The organism is Thalassospira sp. MCCC 1A03138 (assembly GCF_002115785.1).
In the GTDB taxonomy this organism is placed as follows: Bacteria; Pseudomonadota; Alphaproteobacteria; order Rhodospirillales; family Thalassospiraceae; genus Thalassospira.
In genome coordinates, this window is the sequence record NZ_JFJY01000011.1 from 117,989 (window position 1) to 130,267 (window position 12,279).

A 12,279-nucleotide genomic window follows, 5' to 3' on the forward strand; every position below is an offset into this window, starting at 1 on the left:
ACTCTGACCGTCCTAGCCGAATTTCAGCAGGAAGCGGACGATCTTGCGAGTCTTTTCGCTAAACAGGCTGGGGGTGTACCACGCGCCGGCAACGCGTTTGGACAATTCGCCAAGAGTCGGATAAGGCGCGATCATTCCGGCAATTGCCCCGATTTTCATTTTCTGTGATATGGCCAGCGACCAGAGGCCGATAAGTTCCCCGGCTTGGTGACCAACAATACCGGCACCAAGGATTTTACCGCGTGTTGTGGTCACGATTTTGATAAAGCCTTTGGTTCGGGCTTCGGCCCGTGCGCGATCATTTTCCGCGTATTGCCAGGTAACGACCCTGATTGCATCGCCAAATTTTTCGCGTGCTGCGGTTTCGCTCAAGCCAACCTGTGCCAGTTCCGGATTGGTATAAGTCACCCATGGAACCGCTTTGTGATCGACTTTGGCTGGCAGGCGGAACAAGGCGTTACGAATCACAATGCCAGCATCGTAACCAGCCATATGGGTAAATTGCAGACCACCGGTGACATCTCCAATGGCAAAGATTTTGGAATTGCTGGTGCGTAATCGTTTGTCGACATTGATCCCGCGCCCGCTGTATGTCACCCCGGCCGCGTCGAGGCCAAGATCATCGACAGTCGGTTTTCGTCCTGTTGCAATCAGAAGGTGGCTGCCTTCGATGGTGATATCTGCACCGTTATGCTCGATGATAACGCGTATCTGATCGTCATGTGTCTCCACCCGCTTGGTTTTGATCTTTTCATACAGGCTTATGCCAGAAGACTCGATCATATCGCGAACCACAGCCACAAGATCGGGATCGTCCTTTGGCAGGATCGTTGCCATTTCGATTACGGTGACTTTTGCGCCAAGCTGCTGGTGTGCCTGTGCCATTTCAAGGCCGATGGGGCCACCGCCAATGATGATCAGGTGATCAGGGCAAATCCGGTTTTCAAAGATTGTTTCGTTGGTAAAATACGGGACGGCGTCAATCCCGTCGATTGGTGGAACGACTGCACGTGACCCGGTCGCAATCACAAACCGTTTGGCGTGAATGCGTTTGCCGTCGGCGATGACCTCGTTCGGGCCAGTAAAATGTGCTTTGGCCTCGATAACCCGACAGCCGAGTTTTTCAAATCTTTCAACCGAGTCATGCGGTGCAATACCGGCGATGACAGAATGGACATGATCCATGGTGCGCGCAAAGTCGATTGCCAACGGGTCGGTGCCGACACCAAATTGAAATGCTGTCCGGGCATTCTCGGCCGCGTGTGCCGCAGCCAGCAATGCCTTGGACGGAACGCAACCGGTATTCAGGCAGTCGCCGCCCATCTTGCCTTTTTCTATCAGGACAACATCGGCACCCATCTGGACAGCACCGGCAGCAACCGAAAGCCCGCCTGATCCGGCGCCAATGATACAGATGTCTGTTTTGATTATGTCGCTCATCGGGTGTTTGCCCCGCTATTGCGGTTACGGAATTTTTTATAGGCCACCGGGATCATTGCCAGCACAGCCAGGCCGATGATCGGGGTTAGAATGCGGGGGTCAAAAATAATGCCAAGATCGGGCGTCTTGCCCTGATCAAACAGTGCACCCAAACCATCCCCGATTGAAACATACACAAAGGTGCCCGGGATAATGCCAACTGCCGTGCCCATAACAAATGACCGAAATTTCACCCCCAGCAGAGCCGGGACCAGATTAACCAGCCAGAACGGAAATAACGGTACAAGCCGCAGGACCATAAGGTAGCTGAATGCGTTTTCGGCAAAGCCTGCTTCCATTTTACGGATTGCACTTCCGGCCTTGTCGCGCATGAGGTCATAAAAGGCATAGCGTGCGGCAAGATAAACGACTGTCGCGCCAATGGTCGCGGCAATCACGACATAACCCGTGCCCAGCCACGCCCCGAACAGAAACCCGCCAACAATGGTCAGTATCGACCCCACCGGAAGCGACAGGGCAACGGCAATGGTGTAGCCCGCCATAAAGGTAGCAACGCTCAGAACCGGATTATCTGCGACGAAATTCTGCAAAATGTCTCGATTCTCGCGCAGGGTTTCGAACGATAAATAATCCACTGCACCAAATAGCCACGCGAGCACCAATCCGGCAATCAGGATCGAGACCGGCAGAAATTTGCGCCAAAGTGGCGTTCTGACGCTGGTCGCTTGCCCGGACTTGGAATGATCTTTGGTCGTGTGCTCTGACGTCATTGAATGTGTCTTGGTCATTGATTTTACTGTCTTAACCGTCTCTCTGAGGGAAGCGGTTTTCAAAGGATTGCATGTCTTGGCCGAACAATAGAGCGAAAAAGCACGAGATGTTTATGAACTGCTTTCACCATTGCGTGAGGCCACCGGGAAACACCCATATGGATTCAAAGACGGATAGGTATGATTGCCGGGTGCGTGATGCTTGACGTCGGGGAAACCAAGTCGTATCGTCGGATTGCTTCGTGGGATTTGTCGACCGGCTTGCGACCACGTAAAAAATCGCTAAAGAGGGTAATCGTGGCTTCGGCCCTGACCCATCGTGCCGGTCAGGGTTTTTTTGTGTCCGGCGCATCCCAATATGACCGGGCATATAGGAGCAAGACGATGACAACCGAAAAAAAGGCTTCTGATAAATGGCGTGCGGCCACCCGTTCAGTTCGTGGTGGTACGGCGCGCAGCGGGTTCAATGAGACCTCTGAAGCCATTTTCATGAATTCCGGCTATGTTTATGACAGCGCTGCCGAGGCTGAAGCATCTTTTGATGGTACCGGCCCGGAACGTTTTGTGTATTCGCGTTTTGCCAATCCGACCGTGGGGATGTTCGAAGACCGTCTGGCGTTGCTCGAAGGTGCCAAATACTGCCGTGCAACCGCATCTGGCATGTCCGCCGTTTGGAATGCCCTGATTGCGTGCACAAAGGCGGGCGGTCGTGTTGTTGGTTCGCGGGCACTTTTCGGTTCGTGCGAGTTTATCCTGACGACCCTTCTGCCGCGGTTTGGTGTTGAAACCGAACTGGTGGACGGCACAGACCATGCTGCGTGGGAAAAGGCATTGTCGAAACCGGCTGATGCCGTTTTCCTTGAAACGCCGTCCAACCCGACCTTGGAAGTCATCGATATCGCATTTGTCGCCGATCTGGCGCATAAGGCCGGTGCCAAAGTTGTTGTTGATAACGTTTTTGCGACACCTATCCTGCAAAAGCCGATGGAACTGGGCGCAGACATTGTTGTCTATTCCGCGACCAAGCATATCGATGGTCAGGGACGCTGTCTTGGTGGCGCGATCCTTTTCAATGACAAGGAATGGCACGATAACCACCTGACAACGTTCCTGCGCCACACCGGGCCCAGTATGAGCCCGTTCAACGCATGGGTTCTGCTTAAAGGTCTCGAAACGCTTGGTCTGCGTATTGATCAGCATATTCGCAATGCAACAGCACTTGCCGGGTTCCTTTCGGAACAGCCGCAGGTATCGCGCGTTATCTATCCGGGGCTCGAAAGCCATCCGCAACATGAACTGGCGATGAAACAGATGTCGGGGCGTGGTGGTGGATTGATCGCGATCGAACTCGCCGGTGGAAAGTCGGCTGCTTTCTCGTTGCTTGATAACCTACAGCTTATTGATATTTCAAACAATCTTGGTGATGCCAAAAGCCTTGCTACGCACCCATGGACCACGACCCATCAGCGTGTTCCGGCGGAAGACAAGATCACGATGGGGATCACCGAGGGCATGCTGCGATTGTCCGTCGGTCTCGAAGATATTGATGATCTGAAAGAAGATCTGTCTGCCGCGTTGCGCGTATAACAGGTAGCAGGTTCGGCGATAAGCCTATCCTAGGCGGTCCGTATCTGCACGGACCGCCTTTTGCTTTGCCGAGAAAATATGTGATCGGGATCGCTAATTGGTGACAGACATCTGGCACTTGGGGCGTTGACTGTCTAAATAAGACCCAGATAATGCCGAAAAGCGCAACGCCCTTGGCAGAAGGAACGGAATAAGAATTGGCCTGGAGTTTTGCATGTATTCATCCGTGACCCGCGACATAAAAGTATCCGTCCAACCTGTGTTCCTTGACGAACAGTCGGACCCGGACACCCATCGTTATGTCTGGGCCTATCGGGTTGTTATCGAAAACCAGGGCCCGAAAACTGTACAGCTTTTGAACCGTTACTGGCGTATCACCGATTCCCGTGGATCAACCCAGGAAGTCCGGGGATCGGGGGTTGTCGGCGAACAGCCGGTTCTGGCAAGCGGCGAAAGTTTCAATTACACGAGCGGCGCGCCTTTGGCGACGCCAAGCGGTTTCATGGTTGGGACATATGAAATGATCGACATGGATGGAAACCGGTTTGATATTGAAATTCCAGCATTTTCGCTCGACAGTCCGCATAGCAAGCGCACACTGAATTAAATGAACCAAGATCAGGGTCGGGAGCACATGACCCACAGGACAGAGTTGTAAAGAGGAAGCCATATGTGCAGCGAAACCAGCGCCGTGAAACGCCCATCGCAAGAAGAAGCAGAAGAAGCCGTCCGTACCCTGCTTCGCTGGGCGGGCGATGATCCTGATCGTGAAGGTCTACGGGGAACACCAGACCGTGTTGTGCGGTCTTACGGTGAATTTTTCGCGGGCTATCAACAGGATCCCGCAGAAATTTTGCGTCGTACCTTCGAGGAAACCGATGGTTACGACGAGATGGTCGTGCTGCGTGACATTCGTGTTGAGTCCTATTGCGAACATCACATGGTGCCGATTATCGGTGTTGCGCATGTTGCCTATCTGCCGCGCCGCCGGGTCGTTGGCATTTCCAAGCTGGCCCGTGTTGTCGAAGTTTACGCAAAACGCCTGCAGATTCAGGAAAAAATGACCGCACAGGTCGCCAATACCATTCAGGAAGAACTTGATCCGCTCGGTGTTGCGGTTGTGATTGACGCCAACCATCAGTGCATGAGCACACGCGGCATTCACAAGACCGGTGTTTCGATGGTGACCAGCCGGATGCTTGGGGCATTTCGCGATGATCCGATCACAAGGCGCGAGTTTTTCGCGATGATCGGTCGCTAGATTTTTCGGTTACGATGAACAAAGGCTGCCTTTCGGGCGGCCTTTGTCATATGCACGGTTATATTCAGTCGGAACGAAACTGCTGGTGGCAAGATTTGCACGTTTGCAGCACGTTGCGGAATGCATCGTTAAACTGACCAGCATCGCCGCTGCCTGATGCAACATCTTTGGCGGCAATGGTTTTCAGCATGTCAGCATTCATCGCCAGCTCATCCGAGAGCTGGGAAAAAGCATCCCATTTTTCCCAGATTTCCGGGGATGCCTCGGATGGGGTATCGGTGCTTTCGCTTGGAAACAGTTCGGTAAAAGCCGATCCTGCGTGGCTGCTGATTTTGATCGCTGCTAGTTCGACCTTGGCAGGATCATAGGGCAGCTCGCCGTTTAAAATCGGCACCATCATCTTCACCTGTTTTCCGATGATTTTCATGCTGTCCATGCGTTCTTTGACAACGCCGGTCGCCCCATCGTGGGCAAAGGCAGCAACGCTGGTTACAGCGGAAAGAAGGGCCGCGCCAATAAGTATTCCGGTTCTCATAAGCCTGTTTCTGGGTTGTGTTTGAAAGCTGATTTTGCCCGTCATAACCCAAAACGGGCAAGAATGCGATCCACGGAACCGACATATGATCCACCGAAAAGGCAAACATGCACCAAAAGTGGGTAAAGATTGTAAAGATCACGGCGTTCTTCAAAGAAGCCCGGCAGGATTGGGAATATTTCTGAATACCGATCAAAGAATGCAGGGGTGAGGTCACCAAACAATGTACCGAAGGAAAGCTCGATTTCCCGATCACCAAAATAAACTGCCGGATCAATCAGTCCGGCGATCTTTCCCTTACGGCATAAAATGTTACCACCCCACAGGTCACCATGCAGCAAGGACGGCTTGCAATCTGATGGCAAAATATCACCAAGCTTGGTCGACAGGGTTTCGATCCGCGATAAAAAATGCCTCGGCAGTCGTTCGCAATTTGCTGCCTGCTGGGCCATGTAAAGCAGACGGTGATCGCGAAAGAAGGTGATCCAGTCGACTGTAAGAGTATTGCGCTGATCAAGGCCGCCAATAAGCGTGTCAAAGGACAAACCAAACCGGTCCTGTGTAATCTGATGCTGTTTGGCCAGCAGAATGGCAAGGTCACTTTGAACCTGATCGTTCATGTGACCATCATTTTCTATGAAATGCATGATCAGCAATCCGGGCTCGGCATGTAACACGGCCGGAAATGGAATGGGGGAATGAGTGCCCAGATAGTCAAGCATCCGGCCTTCAATTTCCAGATTTTCCTCACCGCCCTGCTTGATGACGAGTTTGCGACCATCGCGAAGATCGGCCCGCTTCACATGGGAAATGCACCCTCCCGAAAGCTGATGATAGGCCGCAACCTCGCTTCCGGTAATGTCTTTGATCCGTTGTGCAATTACCGGCGATGCCATCGCTCAAATTCCATGCTTTTCCCTGATGTGGGTTAGCAAGGCACCTGACGTTTCCTCAATCATATCAAAAACCGATTTGAAGCCGTGTGCCCCACCATAATAGGGATCAGGAACGCTTTGTCCTTTACGGTTCGGGTGGTGATCCAAAAACAGTTCCAGCTTATCGTGATACTGGGCGGGACATTGGTTTTGCATATCGGCCAGATGTCTGTCATCCATTGCAAGGATGTAATCAAACTCGCTGTAATCACTTGAAGTGATTTTACGAGATCGGATCAGGGATAGGTCATAACCGCGACTGGCGGCCATTTCGCGTGATCGCGGATCAGCCTGTTCACCGGCGTGATATCCCGAAAGGCCGCAGCTATCGACTTTGATAGCATCATCCATCCCTGCTTTGCCGACCATGGCCTTGAAAATGCCATCGGCGGTGGGAGAACGGCATATATTGCCGGTACAGACAAACAGAACTTTAATCACGATATGGCTTTCCGTTGGGTTGGTACCTTGCCAGACTGGCACATTCGTCGCCTTAGGCGCAATGATATCTACGGTAACTGCGCGAAACACCAAATGATCAATGTAACAGCTTCGTGACATTTTCTACGATAAGCTGACAGCCATCTCATATGTTTGTATGATCGCGCCAAGTGGTGGTTCAAAAATGTGATTGGTAATGCAGGAATTCGTTTCGTTTGGTTTGCATATCGCCCTGATCCGGCAACTGGCGTGGTTGCCAAAGGGATATGATCTTGTGCCGGAAGGCACGGTCATAACCAGTGCTCGCCTGCGCAGCATTCTGCTTGCTCTTGAAGAGGCTAACGGGCCTTCGGTATTGGTGCGGCTGGGGCGTCATCTGGCGCTTAAGGAACAGCAACCGGTTTTGACCATGTTGCGCCAAGGGGCAACGCCCGAATTGATCGCGGATCGCTGGCATCGGCTTGAAGGTTATTCCCATGCCCGCAGTCGCACCGATTATCAGGCCGCTGGCAAATCATTGACCCTGCATCGTGGTGCGGTCCGTGGCCAGCCGCCCGCACGGGTCGAAAACCTTTTAATGCATGGTTTCATGGTTGGTCTGCTCGAAGCGGTCGGTGTCGAAAATGTCAGTAGCGCAATCTTGCCCAGCCATGGTCCTTCCATTCCGGTGATCCGAAATGGAAAACTGATCAAGAAACTCGATTTTGTCGGGCGCGCTTTACGTTTTCGCATCAATTGGCAAAGTTATGTCGCGATTTCATCGGGCTATCCCTTTATGGCGAATATGCCCGGAACGGCGCCGACCGTCGGGAACAGTCGGCCGGTCGTGCAAAAGCTTTGCGCTGTGCTTGAACATGATATCGGGCGCAGTTGGACGATTGAAGATGTCGCCAATGCTCTTGATACATCCGGCCGGACTTTGCAGCGTCGTTTGCAACAGGCCAACAGCCGCTTTTCCGATCTCCTGCGTCTGATGCGGGTACGCGAGGCGTGCCGCCTTCTGGCTGGCACCAGCCTGATGGTTGGTGAAATCGGATTTTGGTGTGGTTTTACCGACAATGCGCATTTCAGCCGTGATTTCCGCCGTCTGGTGGGGATGCCTCCTTCGGTATATCGCGAAGCCAGTCTTGGTCATGCCGGTCTGACGCGCGCCTGATTAAATTGCGGCGGCGATTGACCGGTCTGGTTTCCTTGGGTATCAGCACGCCAGCAACCATTACGCCACTATCGCTGTCCAGATTGCGAGGCTATCCATGACTGATACATCCGCAAACGATCAGTATGCAGGTTTCCTGCCACCATTCTTCCGGGATCGCCCGGATGCAGAGGATGTGATGATCCGGACCTGGCAGGTCGGGGATCCGCTTGGCAATCATGATGTGCCTGAATTACCTGCACCCATTGCCATGTTCTTTGATCTGGTTGCAGCTGCCGCTGAGCGGGCCGGATCAAACGGATTTGCCCATTTGTGGCTGGATCGCCATCCGCATGAACAACCGGGTTGGCGGCTTTCTGTTGGCCATGTCGGTTCTGCCGATGAACTTGATGCCGCTATTGCCAAACCCCTTGCCCGGCTGGGTGGTTCCATGGCGATGGTTCTGACCGAAACCGAAAGCTGGCATGTGACTCGTCCGCTTTGGCGCAAGCGCGCCGAACCGGTGCGTCTGACCTTCTGGGGGGCATTTGGCAAACACGCGCGCAGCTTGATCGGCCATCGGGATGCCGCCGGTTATTATCAGCCGGTAGGGGCGGGCCTGCGGTCCGATCATGTGTTTGCCGCATTGCCATTGCTCGAGGATATGCTGGGCGATCCGTTTTTGCGCGATGGTATGGGATTTGAAGACGCGCTTCGTATCGGCATGTCGCTTGGACGGGCGCACCTGCTTGAAAGCTGGATCGAAGCTGGCGGCGCGGAAAAGGAACCCTATTTCAGACCAATGCAAATCTGGCATCAGGCATGGCTTGCCAATGCTCTGATCGATCCGGCGGTGGCCACTCTTGCAATGTCGGCCCAACCCCCGATGCCCGCCCTTGATTTTGAACGCAAAGCAGATCCGGAAACGCGGCGTGCCGCGCTTGACGATCTTTCTGGCTGGCTAACAGCGGTGTTTTTCAATGATGCCAATCCGGCTCTTCGCAATGCGTTCATTGCCGGGGTGCAAAATGCCGTCTGGCTTGATCCCGATTTGCAGCAATATGTTCAGCCCCAACAACGTGCCGAAATTCTGCAAGGCTTGATGCCCTATTGCCGCTGGTTCCTTGCGATGGCGCTTTATAACCATCTTGGAAATCTTGCGGCGGGAACAGCACGCGAGGATCAGATCGCATTTTACGAAACCCTTGTCGAAGCCCTGCCGGAACTTTCACCCTTGGGCGAATTTGCAACCCAGCGTGATATCGAGCAGCACATCATCCGCATTGATGCCGCACGGGCGGCTTCGGCTTTGGATACGCTGGTTCTGCCATTTTGTGATCTGCTGATGCCGCGTCTTAAACTCGATGCGGTGCGCGCATAGCTTTGCATGTAGGCAAACGCGCAAAATAAAAGGTCCGCTGAGGGTATTCGGCGGACCTTTCTTTTAGTGACAAGGCGCTTGTCTAATGTTGATAAGCTTTGATCGGACGGCTCGATACAATCGCAAACCGGATGGCAAGGCCGCTAACCGCGACAAGGCTTGCAATCACAATCCCCCAGAACAGCCCGGCAACACCAAGCTCGACCACAAAGGTCAGATAGTACCCGATGGGTATCATCACACATATATATGACACCAGATGCAAGATCGTCGGAACCCATTTATCCCCGGCACCGCGCAATGCGCTGATTGCGGCATTCTGTCCACCGTCGGTCGGGAAAATGATCGGCATCAGAACCAGAACACCGGCTGTCGTGGCAATCACGGTGGCGTCCTGCGTAAACAGGTGTGCCACCATCCCCGGAAGCAGATAAAGCGGCGTGCTCAGAAGCAGCATCACGGCCATGGTCGTCAAAAGCCCGATCCACCCGGCCAATGCCATATCGGGTCGGTCACGTCTGCCGTAGGCAATGCCGACACGAACGGATGTCGCCGATGCCAGTCCAAGGGCGACCATGAACATCAATGCCAGCATCGTCATGGTGATACCGTAACTTGCCGCGGCCACGACCCCAAGGCGTCCTGCGAAAAGCTGCATGGCGGCAAAGGCGCTGGTTTCCATGCCTTGGCTGGCGCCAGCGGCATATCCCATATGGCGAGCATTACGCGAATGGCGCCACCAACCGGCAAAACCATCGCGAATGCCGTAATCGACATGACTGCGCATCAGCAGGATATAGCCAAGCAGACTGATCGCCATAAGCCAGCGAATTACGGTTGATGTCCATGCTGCGCCCTCTGCCCCCATCTCGGGAAAGCCGAACGCGCCATAAACCAGTCCATAATCCAGTACCAGATTAATAAAATTAGCCCCGATCATCAGCATCATGCCGGGTAATGGACGTTGAAGTCCTTCGAGGAAAAAGCTGCACACAATATAGATCATTGCGGCGGGCATTCCGATCGACAGGATGACCGACAGGTTGCTGGCGTGCTCGGTGATATCGTCTGGTTGGCCGGTGGCGATAAACAGCCATTCGGATTTCCAGGTCACAAGCATGAAGGCAATGCCAATCAGCATGCCATAGGGCAGACAGGCCCGCCATGTCTGTCCCGCTTCAAGAAGATTGTTTCGTCCCACCGAATGTGACGTCAGAATCATCACCCCGGTCAGAAGTCCGATGCCGGTAACCATCAATGATGTAAAGGGTGCATGCGCAATATTGAGATAGGCCAGACTGGCACTGTCGTAATTGCCAACAACGATCGTATCGACAACCGACATGATCAGCATGCCAAGCCGCGCAATCACAACCGGCAGCGCCAAACGGAACAGTTCGCTTAAATGACGCCGAACGCGATTATGCGGGTATAGGGGAACCGGCGGAACATTCGGTGGCAACCCTTCCGGATGATTGGGGGGCATACCCGGTGGGGCGCCGGGTGGTGTGATCGTCATAGTCTTCGTTTCCTCGTTATCATTGACGCGCTGTAGTCATTGCGGTGGCGGTGCAATGGCGGGTGGCGTGTAGCGCGTGATTATTATCTTGCCTGTCGGCTTATTTGTTCCGGCCCTGCGGGTTGGGATGACGCGGGATTGCGGCAATCATCTTTGCGGGATCATCGGTAATGACCGATGTTACCCCCCAGCCAAACAGCTCTTTGGCACGGGCCGGATCATTGACGGTATAACAGACCAGCGGCACATTGGCCGCAACGATTTCAGCGGCCTTTTCGGCATCAAGTGCCTTGTGATCGATATGAAGCGCACTTGCGCCAAGCTGGGTATATCCGTCATGCCAATTGTCGGGTAGTGTCTCCAGAAGCCAGCCACACGGCATGCCGGGCAAAAGCCGCCTGATTTCGGCAACGGCACTGTCATCAAAACTTGAAAGCAGGATCGGAAGCTTCTTTGCCCGGTCGAGTTCTTTTGCAACTTCCTGGCACAGCCGCACGGGATCACAGCCCGATGGCTTGATTTCAAGATTGGCCCCCATATCCATAAAGAACAGGGTTTCAAGCGTGTCGCTCAGTGTCGGGATACGTTCGCCTTTATATATGTCTGAAAACCATGAACCGGCATCAAGCTCGCGCAGTACGCTTAACGGCTGTTTGTGGATCGGCCCTGTGCCGTTGGTGGTCCGTTCAAGTGTGTCGTCATGAATAAGCACACACTGGTTATCGGCACTCAGCGTTACGTCGCATTCAATCCACTTGGCCTGACGCGCACCAGCAACCCGAAAGGCAGCAATGGTGTTTTCCGGGGCTTCGATGGACGCGCCGCGATGGGCGACAATATGGGGAATCTCGATCACGGTTCGGACCTTCTGTATATCGGGTGGCAAATTTGTTTCAGAACCGGGTGATCGTGTTTCATGAGAAACCGTTTTGCCCGGGTCGACTGATTAGATTGGTATTGCGATTCTCATACGCCTGATGCTTTCTATAAAAAAGCGAAAATCTTGTGTCGATTTGAACGTAACTCTTTTCATATTCGCACTGAAGTCATTGGACTCCATATCGGATTCCCGCATTGATCCGATTGTTTTTTCCGGATTTCCTGTGTTTCACGACTGTTTCACAGGGGGAGTGTCATGTTCTTCGATTAAGGGATTTCAATGCAAAACTCCGGAAAGACCAGTGTTTGTGCGGACCGTTTCGGGGGTGAAAAAAACAATCTGCAAAAATCTCAGAAAAACTTCAAAAAAGGTGTTTACAGGTCTGTCGAGGGGCC

12 protein-coding genes and 1 riboswitch are annotated in these 12,279 nt (G+C 53.3%); of the genes, 5 read left to right on the forward strand and 7 right to left on the reverse strand.

Going from position 1 to position 12,279, the window contains the following annotated elements; all coding sequences use genetic code 11:
• Positions 1–12: 12 nt before the first annotated feature.
• Both TH468_RS19135 and TH468_RS19140 read right to left on the reverse strand, forming a co-directional pair.
• On the reverse strand, positions 13–1,440 hold the full coding sequence (locus TH468_RS19135) for an NAD(P)/FAD-dependent oxidoreductase (RefSeq protein WP_085646125.1): 1,428 nt from the start codon (positions 1,438–1,440) through the stop codon (positions 13–15).
• A complete protein-coding gene (locus TH468_RS19140) occupies positions 1,437–2,210 on the reverse strand; it encodes a TVP38/TMEM64 family protein (protein ID WP_246832386.1) in 774 nt (257 codons plus the stop codon). Before TH468_RS19140 ends, TH468_RS19135 begins: the two co-directional genes overlap by 4 nt.
• A 232-nt stretch (positions 2,211–2,442) precedes the next feature.
• A riboswitch (SAM riboswitch) is annotated at positions 2,443–2,517 on the forward strand.
• A gap of 77 nt (positions 2,518–2,594) precedes the next feature.
• Between TH468_RS19140 and metZ the strand changes: the two genes are divergently transcribed.
• The 3 genes from metZ to folE all read left to right on the forward strand — a co-directional run bounded on the left by metZ (position 2,595) and on the right by folE (position 5,058).
• A complete protein-coding gene (gene metZ, locus TH468_RS19145) occupies positions 2,595–3,797 on the forward strand; it encodes an O-succinylhomoserine sulfhydrylase (RefSeq protein WP_085646127.1) in 1,203 nt (400 codons plus the stop codon).
• 214 nt (positions 3,798–4,011) lie between these two features.
• The gene (gene apaG / locus TH468_RS19150; RefSeq protein ID WP_085646128.1) at positions 4,012–4,404 is read left to right on the forward strand and encodes a Co2+/Mg2+ efflux protein ApaG; all 393 of its coding nucleotides are present in this window, start codon (positions 4,012–4,014) and stop codon (positions 4,402–4,404) included.
• A gap of 63 nt (positions 4,405–4,467) precedes the next feature.
• Complete coding sequence (gene folE, locus TH468_RS19155; RefSeq protein WP_007091870.1) at positions 4,468–5,058, forward strand: GTP cyclohydrolase I FolE; 591 nt, start codon at positions 4,468–4,470, stop codon at positions 5,056–5,058.
• A 64-nt stretch (positions 5,059–5,122) separates the two neighbouring features.
• On the opposite strand, the gene TH468_RS19160 is transcribed toward folE, so the two are convergent.
• The 3 genes from TH468_RS19160 to TH468_RS19170 are packed head-to-tail and all read right to left on the reverse strand — an operon-like array spanning position 5,123 to position 7,011.
• A complete protein-coding gene (locus TH468_RS19160) occupies positions 5,123–5,593 on the reverse strand; it encodes a cytochrome c (protein ID WP_168177191.1) in 471 nt (156 codons plus the stop codon).
• 41 nt (positions 5,594–5,634) lie between these two features.
• Positions 5,635–6,489, reverse strand: coding sequence for a fructosamine kinase family protein (locus TH468_RS19165; protein WP_085646130.1), 855 nt, complete (start codon positions 6,487–6,489; stop codon positions 5,635–5,637).
• A gap of 3 nt (positions 6,490–6,492) precedes the next feature.
• Positions 6,493–7,011, reverse strand: coding sequence for a low molecular weight protein-tyrosine-phosphatase (locus TH468_RS19170; protein ID WP_246832387.1), 519 nt, complete (start codon positions 7,009–7,011; stop codon positions 6,493–6,495).
• Between the two features lie 154 nt (positions 7,012–7,165).
• On the opposite strand from TH468_RS19170, the gene TH468_RS19175 reads away from it, so the two are divergent.
• Together TH468_RS19175 and TH468_RS19180 are read left to right on the forward strand one after the other, a co-directional pair.
• Entirely contained in the window at positions 7,166–8,125 is a 960-nt protein-coding gene (locus tag TH468_RS19175) for a helix-turn-helix transcriptional regulator (RefSeq protein WP_085646131.1), read from the forward strand.
• Between the two features lie 97 nt (positions 8,126–8,222).
• Positions 8,223–9,485, forward strand: coding sequence for a hypothetical protein (locus TH468_RS19180; protein WP_085646132.1), 1,263 nt, complete (start codon positions 8,223–8,225; stop codon positions 9,483–9,485).
• Positions 9,486–9,567: 82 nt separating this feature from the next.
• Here TH468_RS19180 and TH468_RS19185 read toward each other — a convergent pair whose 3' ends face one another.
• Positions 9,568–11,004, reverse strand: coding sequence for an MATE family efflux transporter (locus tag TH468_RS19185; protein ID WP_085646133.1), 1,437 nt, complete (start codon positions 11,002–11,004; stop codon positions 9,568–9,570).
• Positions 11,005–11,104: 100 nt separating this feature from the next.
• Positions 11,105–11,860, reverse strand: a complete 756-nt coding sequence (locus tag TH468_RS19190) for a glycerophosphodiester phosphodiesterase family protein (RefSeq protein ID WP_085646134.1) — start codon at positions 11,858–11,860, stop codon at positions 11,105–11,107.
• Positions 11,861–12,279 lie beyond the last annotated feature (419 nt).